This is a genomic window from Geminocystis sp. GBBB08 (genome assembly GCF_016743215.1).
GTDB lineage: Bacteria > Cyanobacteriota > Cyanobacteriia > Cyanobacteriales > Cyanobacteriaceae > Geminocystis.
The window spans coordinates 1-21,422 of the sequence record NZ_VRZC01000056.1; the positions used below are offsets into that span (position 1 = coordinate 1).

Genomic DNA, 21,422 nt, shown 5'->3' on the forward strand with positions numbered 1-21,422 from the left:
GTGCAACGGTAGAAAACACTTTATTCCAAGATAGTGAACAAGCAAACACTTTCCGTGCTTTTGAACCTACCCAAGCTGAAGAAACCTACTCTATGGTAACAGCTAACCGTTTCTGGTCTCAGATTTTTGGTATCGCTTTCTCTAACAAACGTTGGTTACACTTCTTTATGTTGTTTGTACCCGTGACTGGTTTATGGATGAGTTCTATCGGTATCGTTGGTTTAGCATTCAACCTTCGTGCTTATGACTTCGTTTCTCAAGAGTTAAGAGCGGCGGAAGATCCTGAGTTTGAAACATTTTATACCAAAAACATCTTATTAAATGAAGGTTTACGCGCATGGATGGCGCCTCAAGATCAACCTCATGAGAAATTTGTCTTCCCTGAAGAAGTATTGCCTCGTGGTAACGCTCTCTAATTTCAAAAGATAATATCTCAAATCTGAAGCCCCCAATTATGGGGGTTTTTGTTTTTTATTAGACTTGTGGCACAAGTTGCGGTAACGATGCTCTGGTAAATTCCTCATTCCTCATTCTAAATTCTAATTGACTAAACAAGGGGTTTAAACCTTTACCCTTAAAATTATTAAGAATCAAGTTTTAATACTGCCATGAATGCTGACTGTGGTACATCAACAGTACCAATCGACTTCATCCGTTTTTTACCTTTAGCTTGTTTCTGTAATAATTTTTTCTTACGACTAATATCACCGCCATAACATTTCGCTAAAACGTCTTTTCTGAGGGCTGGAATATGTTCACTTGCGATCACTTTTGCACCAATCGCCGCTTGAATGGGTACTTTAAATTGATGGCGTGGAATCAATTCTTTTAGCTTTTCCGTCAAAGCTCGTCCAACATTATAGGCTTTATCTCGATGTACGATCATAGCTAAAGCGTCCACTGGATCTTTATTTACTAAAATATCTAAGCGAATTAAAGGATTTTCTCGGAAACCAATTAGTTGATATTCCATACTAGCATAACCACGAGATCGAGATTTTAATTGATCAAAAAAATCTGTTACTACTTCTGCCAAAGGTAATTCATAGATTAGATTCGTACGATTTATGGTAAAATATTTCATGTCCACAAATATGCCCCGTCGAGTTTGGCATAAATCCATCAAAGTGCCCACATAAGTCTCAGGGGTAATCATTTCTACCTTGATATAAGGTTCTTCTATTTTTACACGTTTTTGAGGATCGGGTAAGGCACTAGGATTGTCAATCTCGATCACTTCTCCATCAGTGGTAGTAACTCTATAAACTACGGAAGGAGCGGTAATGATGAGATCTAAATTGTACTCTCGTTCAAGGCGTTCTTGGACAATCTCCATGTGTAATAATCCTAAGAATCCACAACGGAAACCAAAACCCATGGCACTTGAGGTTTCAGGCTCAAAAGATAAGGCAGCATCATTTAATTTAAGTTTTTCTAAAGCCTCTTTTAAATCTCCGTATTGATCTGCATCTATGGGAAATAATCCACAAAATACCATTGGTTTTGCTTCAGTATAACCCGGTAATGCTTCCTCCGCTGGTTTATTAGCTAAGGTAATGGTGTCTCCTACCCTTGCATCTCCTACTGCTTTAATAGCGGCAGCTAAATATCCTACTTCTCCAGCGTGTAATTCATCAACTTGCACTTGAGTCGGTGATAATATCCCCACTTCGTCTAAGTCGTATTGTTTTCCTGAAGCCATTAACAGAATGCGATCGCCTTTTTTAATGCTACCATCCATAACTCGAAAATAAACAATAACCCCTCGATAAGAATCATAATAACTATCAAAAATCAAAGCGCGTAAAGGTTTATGAGTGGTATCTTCAGGAGGTGGCACTTTGGCGATAATTGATTCTAAAATATCATCAATAGCAATTCCTGATTTAGCAGAAGCGTGAATAATATTCGTACAATCTAAACCAACAACATCTTCAATTTCTTTAATAACTCGCTCTGGTTCAGCACTAGGTAAATCAATTTTATTTAAAACAGGGATAATTTCTAAATTATTGTCTAGGGCAAGATAAACATTAGCTAAAGTTTGTGCTTCCACTCCTTGAGACGCATCTACCACTAATAAAGCTCCTTCACAGGCAGCAAGAGAACGAGATACTTCATAGGAAAAATCAACGTGTCCGGGAGTATCGATCAAATTTAACACATAATCTTCACCATCTTTGGCTTTATAATTCATTCTAGCAGCTTGAAGTTTAATGGTAATACCTCGTTCACGCTCTAAATCCATATTATCAAGGAATTGAGCTTTCATATCCCGATCTCCCACAGTGCCTGTTACCTGTAACAAACGGTCTGCTAAAGTAGATTTACCGTGATCAATATGGGCAATAATGGAAAAGTTGCGCAGTCGTTTAACAGGAGCGTCAGTCATAAATATTAACTTAATCTGAGTAAATAAAAATAAAACTTAAAATTTAATTTTTCTTAACTTACTATCCTATTCTAATATGTGTCTAGGAAAATCGCTTATTTATTAACTTCAGAAAAAAGCGTTGGTGAATTAAGATAGGAAGCATAAAAGTAATAACTAAAGATTTCAAACTTTAGCATTCAAAAAACTCAAGGGGTTTGTGGAGATCTTGCTCGTATTCGTAACACTCGTATCCCTGTTTGGACGATCATATCTTTACAACAGCGGAGAGCAGATGATCAAGAGTTATTAGAGAACTACCCTAATCTAACTGCTTTTGATTTGGTGGCGGTGAGAATTTACTATTCTAACCATCCCCAAGAAATCGATACTCTTTTGGCTAGTTATGCTGATGAGGATATTCAGGACTTACGGGGAGAGGCGATCGAATGTTAAATGGTTTTAGTTAGTTCTGGAAGAGGCCAAATAATTTGACTTTTAGATTTTATTACCAACCTGAAAATATAGCAGTTGACTAATTTTCGGCAAATTGTCTTAATAAATTAGCATGAGACTTAGAAAGTAAATCAAACTCTGTGGTTTTTCCTTCTTGATGAAAAAGAGAACGGCGCACGGTATCTAAATCAAATAAAATTTCTCTTTTAACTGGATTACGCACTAAACTTTGTACCCAACCTACTGCTACTTTTCTTACTCCAGAAGTGACCGTTTCTACTCGATGTAGGGTATAAGAAGGATACAAAATTAATGATCCTGCTTCCAATTTAAATGATCTCTCTCCATTCATTTCTTCTAAAACTAATTCTCCCCCCTCATATTCTAAAGGAGAGTTAAGAAAAATTGTGAAAGAAATATCTGAACGCCATATACTTGATTGTCCCATTAAAGCATTATCAACATGAGAACCGTAACTCATTCCTTGCTTATAACGACTAAATAACAGAGAATGAATTTTTCTTGGTAAAGTTGCCATCTGAAATACGACATTTTTTTCTAAGGCAGTATAAACTAGATTTTTTAAAGTTTCTGCCCCAGTAGATTTCACTGATAACTGTTGATTATTTTTGACTAAACGGGCATACCATCCTGCGGTTGCTTTACCATCAATAAATTTAAGTGTTTCTAACTGTTGATTAATAATAATCAGAGTTTCTGGGGTGAGAATATTATCTAAATGGAGAATCATTATTTTATGGATTAATATAAAAACTTTAGCCCCTACAACGAACAGATTAATTCGCTCCCAATTTAGCCCATTCTTCTGGTAACATATTCGCTATAAGGTCAAAACCTCCTTTTCCATCAGGTTTAACGACATAAGCCATGCCTTGAGGTGCGGGATAAATACCCGTTGCCGCTTCAAATAAGTCATCATGTCCGACAATTATCGTATTAGTTCCTTTTTGGGGCATTGCGGTTAATAATGGAGTTAATTGGGCTTTCATTTGAGCTACCTGTTCATCAGTATAGTCTTCGGCTTTGGGAAAATTAAGGGCAGAATTTTTGACATATTTACCAAAAGCAAGATCTGCGGTTTGCCATGCTCGACAATATTCACTAGAAATCACCTCACCAATCGGAATTGAATACTTGCGAAAGGCTTCCCCAATCATTTTTGACTGATTCCATCCCACTTCACTAAGCATTCTTTGGCTAGAACAATCTCCCATCACTGCATTTATTTGATCTGCGTAATCTTTTTCAGTTTGGGCATGACGAAAATAAATAATATAACCTCCTTGACGTAAAGCATTGAGAAGTTCCGTTCCTCTCATTTTATCCTTAAAATTGGCGTTAGCTTGTTCTCCATCGCTATATTTTGCTCCATCTTCTCCACCTTCTCCACCTTCTCCACCTTCTGCTAAAAAGTAAGGTTGTGAGCGGCTTAATTCCGAAAAATTGGTTTTTACGGTTTCTTGAGCATTAAGGGCAGTTGTTGTCATGGCGGTAGTTAAACCTAACGCTAATAATAATTCGAGAGATTTAGATTTTTTGTTGTTTACCATTGTTCTATTTTTGCTAATTTTCTAAAATTGTTGCTAATAAACCCAATAAAAGAGAAACAGTGATTGCTGTTTGAAAAAAGTGTTAAATCTTTTTAATAAAGGTAACTTTGTTTTAATAGATATTTATCAAGTTAAACGAAATTATCTAGCATTTGATTGTGGTAATTCTAATGCTTCTAAAAAAAGACGCTCAGTAAGCAAATGACTATTTTTTCTTAATTGAGCGATCGCAGTTACATAATCAGAACTTCTTTGATTAAAGGTTTTTCCCTTAATTTAATTCTCAACCAGAACCAAAAACCCTTAATAATTAGAGCTACTGTGCTCACGGAAAACCTCAACAATGGAATTAAAATAATACCACCCACTATTAAAATATTCCCAAAATTATTTGGTAACATTGACTTAACCGACAATCTTATTGCTAATTTTTATTAATTAAATTTATATATTAATATAGCGAAGTATTGTTTTAAATGCAAGTATTTAGCAATAATTTTAACTTTAAATAACATAAAACTTCCGCTTTTGTAGTGCATCATAAGGTTGTTAACCATCGACTTTAATCTTAATTTTTCGTAGTGTAAGATCTGAGAAAGACGTAAAGTTTTGATAAAAAGTAGCCGTTGAATAATGTTCAAACTTTACACAGTAATAATGTTGTGAATAAACAGAATAGCTAGTTAAGGTTTCTTAACTTGTTTTAATATTTCTATAGGAAAATAGCAAAAAATCTAGGACAATAAAAGTAGAATAATTTTGTAAAATAGATAAATAGGGGATTAATTAATAAATAATATATGAATAATAATACTTTGTCCGAAGGACGTGGCATTGATAAGGTAGAAATTTCGATTCACCTTGATTCTGAATTGGTAGAAAAAATTAAACATCTAACTAATGATCCCAGTCGAGTAATTGAGTCGGCACTCAAAGAATGGTTAAAAGGTGAAAAACCTCAAGATGATGATTTAACTCGTACTCTTCGCCGTAATCCTCCAGTACCGCCTAGGGGAGAATGGAACGATTAATCATCAATAATTAACAATTAACAATCAATAATGAACAATCAATAATGAACAATGACATTAAATCAAGTTGAATATAATTGTCACAATCTTTCTACTTTAGGTTGTGAGTTGGTTTTTACTCAAGACGTTTTGGGTAATTATCACTCTTTTTATTGGCGATTGACTATTCCTGAATTGAATTTGGAAAATAATTCTAATGGTAGCAAATTATTTCCATTGGTCAAAGACACTTATATTGAGCGGATTAAAAGAGTTTTAACTAACAAAATTCCTGAACAGTGTCAGACTATTTTATGTTACGAAAGTTATCCTCTTACCTTTGAGTTGATTATTAGTCCGATTATTCTTCCTAATGGTACGGCTGAATTAGTTTTGGTGATGGGTAATCTTTTACATAATCCTAATTTTTTCTTATCTTCTAATTCGTCATTTAATTCATTATTACCGAGAAATTCTGATCCTTATCAAAAGTTACTCATCAATATAGCTCGTAAAATTCGTCGTACTCTTGATTTAGAAACTATTTGGCAACAAACGGTAAATAGTATCGGTGAAGGTTTACAGGTTAATCGTTGTCTATTATTAGCACCAACGGAAATAAATCAATACTTAGAAATTAAAGCTGAATATTGTGAGTCTCAATATACTTCTTTGTTAGGATACCGTTTCAATTTTCATGATTATCCTGAAGTTAAAGAAGCGATTTTATTTCGACAACCTACTTTTGTTGATTTAGACGGTAAAACTGCCTCTGCTGCTTTATCGGTGTTATTAGTGCCTACTTTTCATCAACAACAATTTAATGGCATTATTGCCCTTCATCAGTGCGATCGTCATCGTCAATGGAATCAAGCAGAATTAGAATTAGTGCAAGAATTAGCAGATCAAGTTGGCACGGCGATCGCCCACGCTACCATTTATGGGAAACTAGAAAAAGCGAATAAAGAAGCGGAAGAAGCATCGAGATTAAAAAGTGAATTTTTAGCCAGTACAAGCCATGAATTGAGAACACCTTTAAACGGAATCTTAGGATTTTTAAGATTAATATTAGATGACATGGCGGATGATAAAGAAGAAGAAAGACAATTTATTGATCAAGCCTATAACTCAGCAATACATTTATTAAATTTGATCAATGATATTTTAGACATTGCCAAAATTGAAGCGGGAAAATTAGAATTTCAATTAGAAGCCATTTCTCTTAACGATATTTGTGATGATATATATAAATTTGCCCATAATCAAGCCGAGAAAAAAAATCTCTATTTTAATATTGATTTACCTTCTACCTATGATCAAATTTTACTCCATGCCGATTATCAAAGACTTTTGCAAGTAATGCTCAACCTTGTGAGTAACTCCCTGAAATTTACCACAGAAGGAGGTATCGATATTACCGCAGAAATTATTCCCAAAAAAGTGACATTTAAACAGATAACTCTTCCTGGCATTGTCAAAATAAGTGTTGCCGATACGGGTATCGGAGTTTCTTTAGATAAACAAGACAAATTATTTGAAACATTTTATCAGGTGGATGGTTCACGCACAAAGGCTTATGGCGGGACTTAGTTTGGGTTTGGTTTTTTCAAACAGTTTATTGAGGGCATGGAGGGGAAAATTTCTTTTTATAGCATGGGTGAAGGTTTAGGTTCTACTGTTACCTTAACAATTCCTCTGTCTCAACTACCAGTTTTGAAAACTGATGGATAGGGGATTTATTGCTTGAAATCCTTATCTCCCAATGAAATGAATTTCATTGCTAACAGCAAACGTTAACTAAAGTTAACTGAATTTTTAAGTAGGTAAGTAAAATTAATTGTGAATTTTATTTTTCCCAAGCCTTTGACAACAATGCAAGGGGTTTAAACCCCTTGTTACCCATTGCCTATATACAATTAATTTTGCCCAAGTACTTATACAAAATATAAGGTTATGATATTTGAAATATTGAGCTTAATCGTTAAAAATGCTGAAAAATTCTTGGACTAAATTTACTATGGCGATAATTTCCCTTGTTAGTCAAACTTTTATTAAATTCCCTGTTTCTGCTGTTAATAATGCTTACTGTCAATTTGATCAAAATGCGATCGCCACAAAAGAAACTTTGAGACAAAATGCCATAGCTGGAAATGCCTCTGCACAACAACAATACAAACAAATGTTACAGGAACATGGCGATTTATTAAGAAATTGTCGTCGTAATAATTGGTTAAAAGAACAAGCTATTTGGTTAAGATTATATCCCTGTGATGTTCAAGGGGGCTCTATTGATAAAGTGTTAGATAATATAGTTAATTTAGGTTATAACACTGTTTATTTAGAAGTGTTTTTTGATAGTCAAGTACTTTTACCCAAAAATGGTAACTATACTCCTTGGCCTAGTGTTGTGGATGTTGCCGGGCAGGAAAATCGAGATTTATATGCTGAAACCTTACAAAAAGGACGGGAAAGAGGTTTAAAAGTTTATGCTTGGTTATTTTCGATGAATTTTGGTTATTTATATGCCCAAAGAAGTGATCGCCAAAATGTCTTAGCTCGTAATGGCAAAGGACAAAGTAGCATTGATGTTGTTCAAGACCGCTCTCAAGCCTTTATTGATCCCTATAATGCTCAAGCCCGTCAAGATTATACTAAATTATTACAAGCAGTTATACAACGCCGTCCCGATGGAGTATTATTCGATTATATTCGTTATCCTCGTGGCAGTGGACAACAATCCTTAGTAAGTAATGTGAAAGATTTATGGATTTATAGTGATGCTTCCAAACAAACCCTTTTTAGAAGAGCGCAAAATCAACAAGGTAGATGGCTATTAGAAAGATATGTCAATCAGGGCTTTATTAACGCCAATGATTTAGCCCAAATGAGAAGTTTATATCCCAATGAATCAACACCTCTTTGGCAAGGTAGAAGTGCCTCTGCACCCAGTAACTTATCAACTGTACAATTAGATATTTGGTATTTTACCGTAGCCCATGCTGCCCAAGGTGTCATTGATTATCTCGACTTTGCCTCTAATCAAGTAAAACAAAGAGGAATACAAACAGGAGCAGTATTTTTTCCCGATGGTAATCAAGTAGTAGGCGATATTGGTTTTGACTCTCGTTTACAACCTTGGGATAGTTTTTCTCAAGATATGGAATGGCATCCGATGTCATACGCTCTGTGTGGTAATCCTAACTGTATTGTAGATCAAGTCAAAAGAGTGTTAAAATCTTCTTCTCAAGGAAGTAATGTTCAACCTGTTTTAGCAGGATTTTGGGGCAAAAATGATGGGCAACGCCCCTCCCTAGAATCCCAAATGGAAAGTATTAGAACATCTGCAAAACCCGTAGAATCCGTTAGTCATTTTGCCTACTCATGGCTGTTACCAGAACATACGAGAGAACGACAAAGTTGTGGTTTGTAATAAGTGAGTGAGTAAAATTAATCGATGCTCTTTATTTTTCTCAAACTTATGATAACAATGCAAGGCAAGGGGTTTAAACCCCTTGTTACCCATTGCCCACCTGAGTTCAATATAACAGTAGAACTGAAAAGAAGGTATGGTAAGCATTTTAACTTTTTAACTAGCTAAGTTTGAGGAAAAAATCATTAAAAAAATAAAGTTGTAAGAGTAATTATTGATTTTTTGATGATTCCAAATCCCCCCAACACCCCTACCCCAATGCCAAAACTGCGACAATTTTATATTGAACTCAGGTATTGCCCCTATACAATTAATTTTGCATGAGTACTTAATTAGAAATGAGGAGATGAGGAGATAAGGAATTATAAGCTATAACTTCTTCTCTATCAATAAGCCATAACCCATAACTTATTATCTATTACTGTACACCGATGGATCTACCACCAGAGCCAAAAACTAAAATTTGATCTTGAGGAATTGGCTCCCAACCTACGTCAAAACCTAAACTCCAAGCCTTTTCTCTGGCCGCTCTAAATGTTTGAAAACTATCAGGACGCACAATGAAAGCAATATAATTTATTTCTGGATTTAATTGTTTTAAAGCGTTAATAAATTTAGAATTAGTATTTTTTAATTGTTGGGAATCTTCTCCTTGAGAAGAAGCATTAATATCATATTTCAATGAACCTTGATTAGTAAAAGAAATTAAGTAATTACCATTATCATAATAAAAATTTTCTAATCTCATATTTCTTGTTTTAATACACTGATCATATTTTTCTACTTCCTGAAGATAAAAATTGTATAAATAAGAAGGAATATTTTCCGTGATATTAGGAGTTTTACAATTAGGTAAAGTGTTTAAAACTTGCTGAATTTCTCTTTCTAATTGAGGATCACTTAAATTAAATACTTGATTATTTCTTACCTCAAAAAACTTACCATTTTTATTGGTTTCTGTTCGTAAAGGTGTCCTAATAATTGTTCCTGTTTCTACTGCTAATAAACTAACAAATAAGCCAATAAACATTAATACTCCTACCGTATTTGTCAAAATATCTAAAAATGAATCTAAATTTTGACTAGGATGATTTATTTTTCTAGTCCTTCTTCCCCTCATGACGTTACTAATTCTATAATAATTTTTCTTATTGAATTTTTAAAGTCCAACCTTCTTCTATTGGCTCATAACCTATATCAATTTTTTCTTTTTCAATAAGTTCTCTTACCTGTTGAAAAACGTTAATTCCATTTGGTCTAATTGCTACGATAACATATTCTTTGTCTTTATTATTTTTAATTTTTTGAATAAAATTAGCTAGTTTAGAATTAGGTTTACTCAGTTGATTTTTAGACACAAATTCTTGACTGGGATAGATAACAACTCCATCTTTTTTACATTCAATATAACGGGGTTGTTTCTTTTGATTCATTCCCCCAGCTTCAGTTTTGGCGATAATTGTTACTTCTGGATTATTATTCAGAGTTTCTGTACTAATGACAATTATAAGCAAAATTAAACTGCCAATGGTACACGCTAATACTGACAAAAAAGGGAATAATTCTAATTCTATTTTAGAGGATTTCGATCGCCTACGCATTTTAGTTAATGGGTAATGGTTAAGAATTTCTGATATTAATAAATGACATTAATAATTTCTCGCAAAGGCGCTCATGGCGCAAAGATGCAAAGGCACAAAAACTTTTTGAGGCAAATTCTAAATAATTAAAATTCCCTCCGTTATAATCACTGATTCTCCTCTAACTTTTATTTCCTTAACTTTATTCTCTTTTTTACTGGCGATCGCTATAATTTTACTAGGACGATTAATCTCAATTCCTTGTTCAATTAACCATTGCCAATTACCATTAATTTCAGGTTGATAATTAGCCAAGTAAGCACTAAAAGCCGCCGCCGCCGAACCAGTAGCCGGATCTTCTGTTATATTTAAACTTGGGGCAAACATTCTCACTCTCCATTGAAATTCATTCACCTGATAACAAGGATAAACATGAGGAGCGATATGATTAGATAAAGTTTTTTCCCATGCCGTTAAGTTAATTTTTGCCTTGCTTAAAGTAGAAAGACTGTTGAGAGGAATAATTAAAAATGGTAAACCACAAGAAACGGCTTGAGGAGCATATTTATCGGTAAAATCTGTCTCATTTAAAGATAAAACTTCGGCTAAAGCAGATTTTGAAGGAATATCAGCAAAAAATTCCGGCAGATTAGGCACAGTTAATTCTGTAGCTACAACTTCATTATATTCACAGTAGATAGTAACAGGAACATTCCCAACTCCTTCATGTAAAATAATTTTGGTACTTTTATCAGTTAAGTCTATGATCCCTAAATATGCTAACAGAAAAGCAGTACCAATAGTTGGATGTCCGGCAAAAGGAATTTCTCCTGCGGGGGTAAAAATTCTGACATCAAAGTTAGCTTGGGAGTTACTGGGAGGAAAAACAAAAACCGTTTCTGAAAAATTAAATTCTCTAGCAATTTTTTCCATTGTTTCCGAAGATAACTCCCCCCCATGAGGAAAAACTGCTAATTGATTGCCATTAAAGGGTTTATTGGTAAAAACATCAAGAGTGTAAAATTTCATGCTGATTAGTTAAAAGAATAAACTTCAAGCTGAAGTTAGGCAATGGACAAGAAGGCATAAGTACTTAGGCAAAATTAATTGTATATAGGCAATGGGTAACAAGGGGTTTAAACCTCTTGCCTTGCATCGTTATCAAAGACTTACGAAAAAAAAATCCACAATTAATTATACTCACCTACTTAGGCAATGGTTATTAATAAAATTGATAATTTCACAATTTATAACAGCTATAATAATGATTATAAACTTAGCTAATTTCGGATATACAATTAAGGTATATTTGTAAAAAGTTTTATATCTTTTGTCACAAATAGTGGTGGAGATGTCTATTGATTATTCTCTATCTATTACTGATTATTCATTACCTATTATCTATTAACTCACGACGTAATTTATCTAAAGCATAACAACTGGTTAGGTATCTTATCGCCTCCCTACCTCTCTTTTCTCCTAGTCTCAATTCGTAACTTTCTACTTGTTTTTCAGGATTAGCGATGGCCAAATATACTAACCCAACGGGTTTCGTTTCTGTTGCACCTCCAGGTCCCGCTATACCTGTAATCGAAATACTCCAATCAGTGTTAAATTTTTTTTGAACACCTTTAGCCATTTGTCGTGCTACTATAGCTGAAACCGCACCATATTCTGTTAAAAATTCTTCTAAAACCCCTAATTGTTCAATTTTAACTTGATTACTATAGGCAATAATTCCTCCCATAAAATAATTTGAACTTCCCGCAATTTCTGTTAACATTGAGCCTAAACCACCACCAGTACAAGATTCCGCTACACTTAAAGTCTCTCCCCTTTCTAATAACATTTTACCGACAACCGAAGCAAGGGTATCATCATCATAACCCACATAATCTTCTCCGGCGATCGCCTCAATTTCTTTAGCCACTGGCAGAATTAACTTTTCTGCGGATTGAATATTTTTGGCTTTAGCTGCTACTCTCAATTTTACTTCTCCCATAGAGGCATAAGGTGCAACGGTAGGATTTTGTAAATCAAAAAGATGATTAACTTTTTGCGCTAACGCCGATTCACCGATACCCCGAAAACGCATCATGCGACTATAAATAATCTCTTCTCCCCATCCCTGACTTTTGAGAAAAGGTATAGCCGTATCACTCCACATTTGTTTCATCTCCGAAGGTACTCCTGGAAAGGTAAGAATGGTTAAATTAGGAATAGGTTGCCAAATCATACCCGGTGCTGTGCCTGTTAAATTTGGTAAAATATCGGCTGATTCAGGAATTAGGGCTTGTTTTCGGTTATTAGCCGTCATTTCTCTTCCTCTTTCAGCAAATTTATTTCTTATATCTTCAATTATCTCTTGTTTTTCTATTAAAGGAGTATCAAAAAAACTAGCGATGGCACTTGTAGTTAAGTCGTCAGGAGTTGGCCCCAAACCACCAGTAAAAATAATAATTTGAGCTCGTTGTGAGGCAATTTTAATTACTTCATGAATCCTAGATAAATTATCTCCTACCACAGTTTGATAATAGTGAGGAATTCCTAAATTAGCCAATTCTTGAGCTAAAAATTGAGCATTACTATTAAGAATATCACCTAATAATAATTCTGTTCCAATACAAATAATTTCTGCTGTCATTTTTATAGTTAATAGTTAATAGTTACATTTTTTGGTTAGGAATGAAGTTGTATGACTCTCAATTTTTTAATAATCATTATCAGCAACACAAATCCCTTTACATTTAATCCCATTACTACTGGTGCGTAGGCAATGTTGACAAAGAATTAATTCATGGTTACTTTCTGTTTCTAATTCTCTATTGATAACTATGGGAAGTGAATTTTTATCTTTGTTGTCTAATATTCTCATAATTTATTTTACAAGTTAAATCAATATTATTAAATTCAGTATCTTTTTTTTAGATCACAAATTTGATCATTATCTTGATTAATTTTTACAAAATTTCTCTTCCTAATAATAACTTTCTTACTTCTAACATTGCCGAATAAGTGGGAATAATATATAAAGTTTCATTTAATGGTGTTAATTCTAAGGCTTTATTTACAGCTTGAGAAAGGTTTTCCTCTACTATTAAATTCATTGCTGAATCAAGGGTATCAACACTATATTTTAACCTCAATGCCATATCATAAACTCGATCGCCACTCACCACTATATTACCACCGATTTCTACTAATTTTTCTGTATCTACATCCCAAATCCAAGAAACATCTGTACCATCAGGAATGCGATCATTTAAAACCATTAAAAGAGTGCTAGATAAATTGTGTTTTTTTATGTCATTTACCGCTCTAATTGTCTCATTCATACCCACAGGATTTTTAGATAGTAAGATACGAATTTTTTTATCATTAATTGTCAATTCTTCTGCCCTACCAAAGGCCGCTTTAAAATTAGTAATAGTCTCATTAATAATCTCTTTTTTTATGCCAATAGTTTCCGCTACTAATCCTGCTGCTAGAGTGTTGTATTTGTTATAAACTCCGATTAAAATTTGTTGCCATTCTTGACTATTTACTGATAATTTACTTTTGGCAAAGTCACAATTTGGGCAATCATAATCTCCTAAATGGGATAAATAAACTCCTCTATAATTAAGAGAAGTTCCACATTTAGGACAATAAATAGAATCTACGGCATGGGGTATTTCTTCTAAATATAATTCTGGTTCATTTAACCCGAAAAATAATACCTTTTGTGATAAATTTTGACCTAAATAACATAAAGTAGGATCATCTCCATTCACAATAATAAATGTATCTTTACTTAAAGATTCGATCGCATTTTGCCAACGATAACTAATACTATCCACTTCTCCATAACGATCAAGTTGATCTCGGAATAAATTCAAGGCTAAAATATGGGTAGGATTACACTGTTTTAAAGCTAAAGGTAAAACATTTTCATCTACTTCTAAAATAGCATAATCGGCGGTTAATTTTCCCCATAAATTACTGTGGGTTATTAAACAAGTAACTAAGCCATTAATTAAATTTGCCCCTGTAGAATTATGAATAATTTTATAGCCATTATTAACTAAAATATCTTTTAATAATAAAGAAGTTGTTGTTTTACCATTTGTGCCGACAACTAAGATTAAACCTTGAGTTAATTGTTGAGATAAAAGACGTAATAATTGAGGATGTAAACGCCCTGCAATTTCACCGGGTAAAACACTAGCCGCTCCTAATTTCAATAACTTTACTAAACTGGTAATTGTTTTTGCAATACCTACAGCTAATCCTAAACGTATTCCTTCTAATATATTCATAATAATTTTATTGTTATTGTTATTTTAATATCAAGTTCGTTTAAATACTTATAATAAACATTTCTGTTATATATGTTTTTATATATAATTTCAATCATTGCACCTTTTAAGACTTGTTGATAAATGGCTTTATCTATGTACTACCAATTTTATTTATAATTAATCATCCGAACTTAATATAACATCCTAATACTGTAGTTATTTAAGACTTTATTTTTGATTATTCTATCATAGTTTATCCCAGAAGAACTATTATTAATCATTAAAAATTAAGTTTTGATTACAAATATTATTTTCTGAATTTTGATTATTAATTAACGGTTGTTCTATTATTTTAAGCAAGTTATAATAACTATCATTTATTTCGGGAATTGTGGTAAGAATACTAGATTTATAATCACAATCATCATCTTTTTTTCTTTCTTCAGAAACTCGTTTTAAAACTTTTTGATTTACCCATAAAGCACCATTATTATGAGTGTTAGGTAACATAATTATGAACTGATTTTTTTGATAATAAGCAACTAAATCTGCTGCTCTTTTAATTTCTTCTTTAATAATGTTAGCTATATTCAGTATAGTATTATCACTTAAATCTTGTGAAGAATTGACAACTATTAAAATTAAAGAAAGAGGTTGTTTTTCCCGGGCTAATCTACGGCATTCATAATCTAAACAATCAATAAATGAGGAATATTTTGCTAATCCTGTTACTTCATCTAATACTTGACAATTTACTAATTCTTCTTGTGACATTTGCCATTGTTTATAAATAATATCTCTTTCGATCGCAATTGTTAATTGATGAATAATATCTTGAATAGTTATAATTTCTTCTGGTTGCCATTCTCGTAAATAGTCATAATCATAAATCAATAAAATTCCCCATAATTTAATATTAGTTATCTCAACTATTTCCGGAGTTTTAATGATAACAGGAAATATCAATTCTGCTCTTTTTAATGGTTTAGTGTCTTCATCAAAATCCGTTGCATTTTTATGAGTATAATAATCTAAAGATTCATCTTCAAGATCAGAAATTATTTGTTCGTTAATGCCATAAGTGTTTGATTTATCCTCTAAGGGATTATCATAAGTGCTACTATCATAATAAATAAATGTTTCTTGTTCTCCTAAAGCATTTAATTTAGAAATAAAAACCTGTTCACAGTTTAAGTAATTTTTTATAAAAGTTAAAATTTTAGGGCAAAATATTTCATAATTAATAGATAAAAAAAAAGGCTCAATAATATTCATAATCAATCATAACTAGGGGTGATGAAAAAGTGTTTCGGTGAGAGTAGGGTATTTTGTAAGGGTTAAACATTACCCAACCCCACCTATTTACTATTAATTATCTATTAACTATTCATTATTAACTATTAACTATCTATTAACTATTCACTATTGGTTATGCAGTTGGAATTAGATTCAAATAAGCATCAAAATCTTTAATCGCTTCATTATATTGTTCTTTGACTAAAGAAGCATTACGATCTTTAGCAGCAACATCAATTATTTCAAAATGTTTAAATAATTCTTTGCCTAAATTTTCTGCTACTGGTTGATCTTTTTTCAATAATTTATTTGAAGTACTTGCAATTTCTTGACGTAACCCTCCCAAAGGACCATGAATAAATGTTCTAATATTTACCCAATTTTCAGCGTCAATAAATTCTTTAAGAGTCGCCATATTTTTTCGGGCTAAAGCAATAGGTTCACGATATGGTTGTAGTTGTGCTATTTTTTCAGGAGTGTAAACCGTTGGAATTTTAGCCTGAGTGGGGCTACTACAGCTAACTAATAAGGTAGTGACTAAAACTAAGACTAAGGAGAGAATTGGGCGTAATAATCTCATCATTTTATTTTTTTATCTTATTCTTTGAATTGTTTATAGTCCATTTTACTAGAAATTTGCTCACAAATAGCTTTACCTATTTCAAGGGAAGCAGTAGCAGCAGGAGAAGGTGCATTACACACATGAAGAGCATTTTCTGTGGGTATCATTAAAAAATCTTCTACTAATTTACCGTCATTTTTTAGTGCTTGTGCCCTTACTCCTGAAGGAGAAGGAATAATATCATCGGCAGTTACTTCTGGAATGAGAGTTTGTAAACTACGAACGAAAGCAAGTTTACTAAAAGATCTGATCATTTCTTCTATACCTTCGGCATAATATTTACTAACTAATTTCCATAATCCTGAATAAGTAGCAATTTCGATAAATTCTTGTAAGTCAAAGTCGGTTTTTTTATAGCCTTCTCGTTTTAAACTTAACACAGCATTGGGGCCTGCGTGAATATTGCCATCAATTAAACGAGTGAAATGTACTCCTAAAAAAGGAAAATTTGGGTTAGGTACAGGGTAAATTAAATGTTTCACCAAATAGCGTTTTTCAGGCTTTAACTCGTAATATTCACCCCTAAAAGGGATAATTTTCATTTTTGGGTCTATTCGCCCTAATCTGGCGATGTGATCGCTATATAAACCTCCGCAATTGAGCAAAAATTTTGCTTTAATTTCACCTTGATTAGTGATTAAAATTTGCTCTGAAGATTGAGAATGTATTTTAATAACTTTAGTGTTAAACCTAATTTTCCCCCCTTTAGAAGTAAAGATTTCAGCGTATTTTTGAGCAACTTGTTTATAATCGACAATCCCCGCCGTTGGCACTTGTATTGCACTTAAACAGCTAACATAAGGCTCAATTTCTTTAACTTTTTCAGTCGATACTTTTTTGACAGGGATACCATTATTTAAACCTCGTTGATACAAATTTTCTAGCAGTGGTAATTCTTTTTCTTGACAAGCCACGATTAATTTACCACAAACATCATGGTTGATATTATATTGTTGACAAAATTTGACTAATTCTTGGTTTCCTTTAGTAGTTAAAATTGCTTTATAACTGCCTGGTTGATAATAAATTCCTGAATGTATTACTCCACTATTATGCCCTGTTTGATGTGCTGCACATTTACTTTCTTTTTCCACTAAAATAATTGTTTTATTAGGGTACTTTTCTTGTATGGCGATCGCTGTAGCTAATCCCACAATTCCACCACCAATAATGACAAAATCGTAAATCATCATGAAAAGTTAATAGTTAATCTTGAATAATTGCCAAATAAACATCTTGCTTTTAATTTCTCACACTTAGACAGTAAGAATAAATAAACTTTAGAGATAAAAATATTTAAAAATCTGATTATGGAATAAGTAGGTAAGTAAAATTAATTGTGGATTTTATTTTTCCCAAGCCGTTGATAACAAACAATTCAAGGCAAGGGGTTTAAACTCCTTGTTACCTATTGCCTATATACAATAATTTTGCATGACTACTTAACTTCATTAGAAAAATTAGCGAAAATTAGCTAAAAAAGTTTGTCCATCAATAGTTCCTTGACCTACTATATTATTAATAGAATTACTTGAGCCTAATTCAATGTTAAAAAATCCTGTTGCTGATGCCATACCAGAATTAGTTACTTGGATTCTTATACTATAAGCATCTCTTTGAGCTTGTCTGCCTTCAAAATTCATGATGTTACCATTTTTTAAACCTAAAGACACCCTTGCTTTTTTACGGTTATCTACTGTTACCATCACAAAAGTAATGTTTTCTGCACGACGAGACTGTATATTTAATAAACCTTCTCCATTTTGTTGGATATTTAAGCCACTATTATTATTTCCTCCCGTATTAGATATTTCACCCCTAAAAATGATATTAAAATTTTGTCCATCAAGTTTTCCTGAACCATTTAATTGTATGATTTGATTATTACGATACTCGAATAATAAATTTCCTTGAGCATCAGCATTTCCTGAATTTCGCAGATTAATTCTAAATTGCTGGGCATTTTGTTGATTATATGTACCACTAAAACGTCTAGTTTGGTTATTATCTAAAAATAGAGTAACATCAGCTCGATCGCCTTGTAAAGTAACAGAAGCGGCAGTAAGATTATTTCTTCTTCCCCTTAAATTAAATGTGCCACTTCCTTGAGTTATAGCATTAACCTGATTATTTTGGGCTAATACTTGGTTTTGAAAGTTAGGATAAACTATCCCTAAAGGTGAAAGTAACAGAGTTAAACCGATAAAAATACTAGAATATTGAGATGTTTTTGATTTTAATTTCATAATTGGAAAAATTTATTTAACAGAAAAATAACTAATCACTAATTTATCATTTAACGAAGAAGAAGCGAGTATAGCAAAAGGCAAAAGTAAATATTTTTCTTATAATTCCTAATTCCTAATTCCTAATTCCTAATTCCTAATTCCTAATTCCTAATTCCTAATTCCTAATTCCTAATTTCTTAAAATTGCCCTAATAATTTAACTTCAGGATGTAGTAAAATTGACCATTTTTTCTCAACTTCCTCCTGCACATGATTAATTAAACTAAAAATATCCCTAGCGGTGGCATTACCAGAATTAATAATAAAATTAGCATGACGATGAGAAACCTGCGCCCCACCAATTTGATAACCTTTTAAACCAATTTTCTCAATTAACCATCCGGCTGCCTTCGGTTGAGGATTTCGAAAAACACTGCCACAACTAGGTTTATCATAAGGTTGAGTATTTTTACGCATCCTAAAGTTATCGGTGGTAATTCTTAACATTTCCTCTCTTGCCATGCCCGACTTTAAAGCTAAAGTGGCTTTTAACACTAATGCTTGTTGATTTTGTAACTTTGATGTTCGATATGTATATTCTAGCTCATCACGAGACAAAACTTCAATATTCCCATCACCATAGGCAACCACAGCATTGATTAAAATATCAGCTATACAGCCTTTATGCGCACCCGCATTCATGACAACTGCACCACCTACAGTGCCGGGGATACCCACCGCCCAATCTAAACCTTGTAATCCTTTTTTTGCGACTTTCCATGCTAGTTTAGGTAAAGAATATCCAGCGCCAACCGTAACCTGATTATTTTCTTCATCTATAGCATAGTCTTTAAAATGGCAGGTATTTAAAACTAAGCCTGAGATACCTTCATCACTTACCAGTAAATTTGAACCAGCACCTAAACAAGTGAAAGGTATTTGTTGCTTTTCTATCCACTCAAAAACCGCTTGAATATCATCCCATGTTTGTGGTTCAACATACCAACGAGCAATACCTCCCACTCGATAGGAAGTATATTGAGATAAAGCCACTGAATGGTAGATAACACATTCACTTCCTTTTAAGGATATAGGACTTTTTACTGAGTCTGTTAGTATTTTTTTTGTCATATTTCACTCCTTCACAAATTTGTTAAAGTAATTAGGCATCAAGTAATTACTAATTATTTGGGTAATGCGATTTATCCCCATATTATTAACTGTTAATTGTTAATTATTAATTGTTAATTGTTACCTCAAACCTATGACTTAAATTTAAGCAGCTTGTGCCAAAGATTCTTGATCCAGTTTTAGTAGTTGAGGTATGATTTGATTAAGATTTCCTGCACCTAAAAATAAGGTTAAATCTTGAGGTTGCAAAAACTCTGCTAAAAATTCTGTCATAGTTGATAGATGAGAATGATAATAAACTTTGTCATGATATTTTTTGACAGTTTCAGCTACTATCTTGCCATTGATACCAGTGGTATTGCTTTCTCCAGCACTGTAAATATCTGTCAAAATTACCACATCAGCTTCCCTAAAACATTGGGCAAATTCTTCTAAAAAAGTAGCAGTGCGACTATAACGATGAGGTTGAAAAATAGCAACTAATCTTTTTGCCTTATATTGTGGTAATCTTGTTCTAGCTCCTTGTAATGTACAACGAATTTCGCTAGGATGGTGAGCATAATCATCAATTAAAGTGCTTCCTTGATAAGTCCCTTTGTACTCAAAACGTCTTTTTGCTCCCTCAAAAGTGCTTAAGGCTTCAGCAATGATATTAAATTCTAATCCTAATTTACGTCCTACGGCAATGGAGGCTAAGGCATTACTAATGTTATGATCACCTGATAAGAGTAAAGAAATGTTACCTAAAAAATGACCATTTTCCCAAATATCTGCTTGACTACCATAGGGAGTATGAACTAAATTTTTAGCAATATAGTTAGCATTGGTATCAGGATTTAAACTATAGGTAAGGGTAGCGTTGATATTTTCTTTAATTACAGGGCAATCAATACAAGCAATAACTGTCTTAGATTGAGCGGAAAATTCTTGAAAAATATTGACTAATTGTTCTAAAGATTCATAATGATCAGGATGATCCAATTCTATATTCGTGATGATAGCAAATTCTGGGTGATGTTTAACTAAAGATCCGTCTGATTCATCAGCTTCTGCCACTAAATAAGGACTTTTTCCTAAACGAGCATTTCCTTCCCATGCCTTCACTTCTCCTCCTATAATAACTGTAGGATCTAAACCGCATTCTAACAACATATAAGCGATTAAACTGCTAGTCGTGGTTTTACCATGGGTTCCAGCTACGGCGATACTCTGATAATCTTTAATTAAGGCGGCTAATAGATCTGATCGATGATAAATAGGATAACCTTTATTTATCGCCTCCTGATATTCAGAGTTGTGATTATTAATCGCAGTAGAACAAATAATCTGAGTTTGATAGTTACTACTTTTAGTATTGCCAGAGACCAAAAGATTTAAGTTATAATATTGCTTTCCTATTTTGTCGATATTTTCGGCAGTTTGATTGGTAAAAATTTGAGCTCCTACAG

19 protein-coding genes and 1 pseudogene are annotated in these 21,422 nt (G+C 33.0%); 5 read left to right on the forward strand and 15 right to left on the reverse strand.

The window, feature by feature from the left end; translation table 11 throughout:
• Positions 1 to 416: pseudogene (locus tag FWJ34_RS09185) on the forward strand (photosystem II D2 protein (photosystem q(a) protein)); the annotation flags it as partial.
• 167 nt (positions 417 to 583) lie between these two features.
• On the opposite strand, the gene lepA reads toward FWJ34_RS09185, so the two are convergent.
• Complete coding sequence (gene lepA, locus FWJ34_RS09190) at positions 584 to 2,392, reverse strand: translation elongation factor 4 (RefSeq protein WP_308255019.1); 1,809 nt, start codon at positions 2,390 to 2,392, stop codon at positions 584 to 586.
• 177 nt (positions 2,393 to 2,569) lie between these two features.
• On the opposite strand from lepA, the gene FWJ34_RS09195 reads away from it, so the two are divergent.
• Positions 2,570 to 2,827, forward strand: coding sequence for a DUF433 domain-containing protein (locus FWJ34_RS09195; protein ID WP_308255035.1), 258 nt, complete (start codon positions 2,570 to 2,572; stop codon positions 2,825 to 2,827).
• A gap of 79 nt (positions 2,828 to 2,906) precedes the next feature.
• Here FWJ34_RS09195 and FWJ34_RS09200 read toward each other — a convergent pair whose 3' ends face one another.
• A complete protein-coding gene (locus FWJ34_RS09200; protein ID WP_308255020.1) occupies positions 2,907 to 3,578 on the reverse strand; it encodes a Fe2+-dependent dioxygenase in 672 nt (223 codons plus the stop codon).
• A 46-nt stretch (positions 3,579 to 3,624) separates the two neighbouring features.
• Complete coding sequence (locus FWJ34_RS09205; RefSeq protein WP_308255021.1) at positions 3,625 to 4,398, reverse strand: histidine phosphatase family protein; 774 nt, start codon at positions 4,396 to 4,398, stop codon at positions 3,625 to 3,627.
• 800 nt (positions 4,399 to 5,198) lie between these two features.
• Here FWJ34_RS09205 and FWJ34_RS09210 point away from each other — a divergent pair.
• The 3 genes from FWJ34_RS09210 to FWJ34_RS09220 all read left to right on the forward strand — a co-directional run bounded on the left by FWJ34_RS09210 (position 5,199) and on the right by FWJ34_RS09220 (position 8,838).
• The gene (locus tag FWJ34_RS09210; RefSeq protein WP_308255022.1) at positions 5,199 to 5,429 is read left to right on the forward strand and encodes a hypothetical protein; all 231 of its coding nucleotides are present in this window, start codon (positions 5,199 to 5,201) and stop codon (positions 5,427 to 5,429) included.
• Positions 5,430 to 5,480: 51 nt separating this feature from the next.
• Positions 5,481 to 6,998 carry a histidine kinase dimerization/phospho-acceptor domain-containing protein gene (locus FWJ34_RS09215; RefSeq protein WP_308255023.1) on the forward strand — a complete coding sequence of 506 codons (1,518 nt, stop codon included), beginning with the start codon at positions 5,481 to 5,483 and terminating at the stop codon, positions 6,996 to 6,998.
• Positions 6,999 to 7,395: 397 nt separating this feature from the next.
• Positions 7,396 to 8,838 carry a family 10 glycosylhydrolase gene (locus FWJ34_RS09220; RefSeq protein WP_308255024.1) on the forward strand — a complete coding sequence of 481 codons (1,443 nt, stop codon included), beginning with the start codon at positions 7,396 to 7,398 and terminating at the stop codon, positions 8,836 to 8,838.
• 418 nt (positions 8,839 to 9,256) lie between these two features.
• On the opposite strand, the gene FWJ34_RS09225 is transcribed toward FWJ34_RS09220, so the two are convergent.
• The 12 genes from FWJ34_RS09225 to murC all read right to left on the reverse strand — a co-directional run.
• Positions 9,257 to 9,958 carry a hypothetical protein gene (locus tag FWJ34_RS09225; protein ID WP_308255025.1) on the reverse strand — a complete coding sequence of 234 codons (702 nt, stop codon included), beginning with the start codon at positions 9,956 to 9,958 and terminating at the stop codon, positions 9,257 to 9,259.
• A 28-nt stretch (positions 9,959 to 9,986) separates the two neighbouring features.
• A complete protein-coding gene (locus FWJ34_RS09230) occupies positions 9,987 to 10,439 on the reverse strand; it encodes a hypothetical protein (RefSeq protein WP_308255026.1) in 453 nt (150 codons plus the stop codon).
• Between the two features lie 117 nt (positions 10,440 to 10,556).
• The gene (locus FWJ34_RS09235; protein ID WP_308255027.1) at positions 10,557 to 11,447 is read right to left on the reverse strand and encodes a PhzF family phenazine biosynthesis protein; all 891 of its coding nucleotides are present in this window, start codon (positions 11,445 to 11,447) and stop codon (positions 10,557 to 10,559) included.
• A 361-nt stretch (positions 11,448 to 11,808) separates the two neighbouring features.
• Positions 11,809 to 13,062, reverse strand: a complete 1,254-nt coding sequence (locus FWJ34_RS09240) for a competence/damage-inducible protein A (protein ID WP_308255028.1) — start codon at positions 13,060 to 13,062, stop codon at positions 11,809 to 11,811.
• Between the two features lie 66 nt (positions 13,063 to 13,128).
• The gene (locus tag FWJ34_RS09245; RefSeq protein ID WP_308255029.1) at positions 13,129 to 13,293 is read right to left on the reverse strand and encodes a hypothetical protein; all 165 of its coding nucleotides are present in this window, start codon (positions 13,291 to 13,293) and stop codon (positions 13,129 to 13,131) included.
• An 85-nt stretch (positions 13,294 to 13,378) separates the two neighbouring features.
• Positions 13,379 to 14,716 carry a Mur ligase family protein gene (locus FWJ34_RS09250; RefSeq protein WP_308255030.1) on the reverse strand — a complete coding sequence of 446 codons (1,338 nt, stop codon included), beginning with the start codon at positions 14,714 to 14,716 and terminating at the stop codon, positions 13,379 to 13,381.
• A gap of 255 nt (positions 14,717 to 14,971) precedes the next feature.
• The gene (locus FWJ34_RS09255) at positions 14,972 to 15,973 is read right to left on the reverse strand and encodes a diguanylate cyclase domain-containing protein (protein ID WP_308255031.1); all 1,002 of its coding nucleotides are present in this window, start codon (positions 15,971 to 15,973) and stop codon (positions 14,972 to 14,974) included.
• Between the two features lie 154 nt (positions 15,974 to 16,127).
• Positions 16,128 to 16,574 carry a photosystem II protein PsbQ gene (gene psbQ, locus FWJ34_RS09260; RefSeq protein ID WP_308255036.1) on the reverse strand — a complete coding sequence of 149 codons (447 nt, stop codon included), beginning with the start codon at positions 16,572 to 16,574 and terminating at the stop codon, positions 16,128 to 16,130.
• Between the two features lie 17 nt (positions 16,575 to 16,591).
• Positions 16,592 to 17,803, reverse strand: a complete 1,212-nt coding sequence (gene lhgO, locus FWJ34_RS09265; RefSeq protein ID WP_308255037.1) for an L-2-hydroxyglutarate oxidase — start codon at positions 17,801 to 17,803, stop codon at positions 16,592 to 16,594.
• A 273-nt stretch (positions 17,804 to 18,076) separates the two neighbouring features.
• Positions 18,077 to 18,862 (reverse strand): hypothetical protein, encoded by a 786-nt coding sequence (locus tag FWJ34_RS09270; RefSeq protein ID WP_308255032.1) that lies wholly within the window; start codon positions 18,860 to 18,862, stop codon positions 18,077 to 18,079.
• A 179-nt stretch (positions 18,863 to 19,041) separates the two neighbouring features.
• Positions 19,042 to 19,974: a UDP-N-acetylmuramate dehydrogenase gene (gene murB / locus FWJ34_RS09275; protein WP_308255033.1), complete on the reverse strand. Its 933-nt coding sequence runs from the start codon at positions 19,972 to 19,974 to the stop codon at positions 19,042 to 19,044.
• Positions 19,975 to 20,118: 144 nt separating this feature from the next.
• Positions 20,119 to 21,422: UDP-N-acetylmuramate--L-alanine ligase (gene murC / locus FWJ34_RS09280; protein ID WP_308255034.1), on the reverse strand; the 1,304-nt coding region annotated here is incomplete at its 5' end.

What these genes read in the sequence shown, in the direction of transcription:
- lepA (WP_308255019.1), bottom strand. Translation starts at nt 2,392, where the DNA reads ATGACTGACGCTCCTGTTAAACGACTGCGCAACTTTTCCATTATTGCC.
- FWJ34_RS09200 (WP_308255020.1), bottom strand. Translation starts at nt 3,578, where the DNA reads ATGATTCTCCATTTAGATAATATTCTCACCCCAGAAACTCTGATTATT.
- FWJ34_RS09205 (WP_308255021.1), bottom strand. Translation starts at nt 4,398, where the DNA reads ATGGTAAACAACAAAAAATCTAAATCTCTCGAATTATTATTAGCGTTA.
- FWJ34_RS09210 (WP_308255022.1), top strand. Translation starts at nt 5,199, where the DNA reads ATGAATAATAATACTTTGTCCGAAGGACGTGGCATTGATAAGGTAGAA.
- FWJ34_RS09215 (WP_308255023.1), top strand. Translation starts at nt 5,481, where the DNA reads ATGACATTAAATCAAGTTGAATATAATTGTCACAATCTTTCTACTTTA.
- FWJ34_RS09220 (WP_308255024.1), top strand. Translation starts at nt 7,396, where the DNA reads ATGCTGAAAAATTCTTGGACTAAATTTACTATGGCGATAATTTCCCTT.
- FWJ34_RS09225 (WP_308255025.1), bottom strand. Translation starts at nt 9,958, where the DNA reads ATGAGGGGAAGAAGGACTAGAAAAATAAATCATCCTAGTCAAAATTTA.
- FWJ34_RS09230 (WP_308255026.1), bottom strand. Translation starts at nt 10,439, where the DNA reads ATGCGTAGGCGATCGAAATCCTCTAAAATAGAATTAGAATTATTCCCT.
- FWJ34_RS09235 (WP_308255027.1), bottom strand. Translation starts at nt 11,447, where the DNA reads ATGAAATTTTACACTCTTGATGTTTTTACCAATAAACCCTTTAATGGC.
- FWJ34_RS09240 (WP_308255028.1), bottom strand. Translation starts at nt 13,062, where the DNA reads ATGACAGCAGAAATTATTTGTATTGGAACAGAATTATTATTAGGTGAT.
- FWJ34_RS09245 (WP_308255029.1), bottom strand. Translation starts at nt 13,293, where the DNA reads ATGAGAATATTAGACAACAAAGATAAAAATTCACTTCCCATAGTTATC.
- FWJ34_RS09250 (WP_308255030.1), bottom strand. Translation starts at nt 14,716, where the DNA reads ATGAATATATTAGAAGGAATACGTTTAGGATTAGCTGTAGGTATTGCA.
- FWJ34_RS09255 (WP_308255031.1), bottom strand. Translation starts at nt 15,973, where the DNA reads ATGAATATTATTGAGCCTTTTTTTTTATCTATTAATTATGAAATATTT.
- psbQ (WP_308255036.1), bottom strand. Translation starts at nt 16,574, where the DNA reads ATGAGATTATTACGCCCAATTCTCTCCTTAGTCTTAGTTTTAGTCACT.
- FWJ34_RS09270 (WP_308255032.1), bottom strand. Translation starts at nt 18,862, where the DNA reads ATGAAATTAAAATCAAAAACATCTCAATATTCTAGTATTTTTATCGGT.
- murB (WP_308255033.1), bottom strand. Translation starts at nt 19,974, where the DNA reads ATGACAAAAAAAATACTAACAGACTCAGTAAAAAGTCCTATATCCTTA.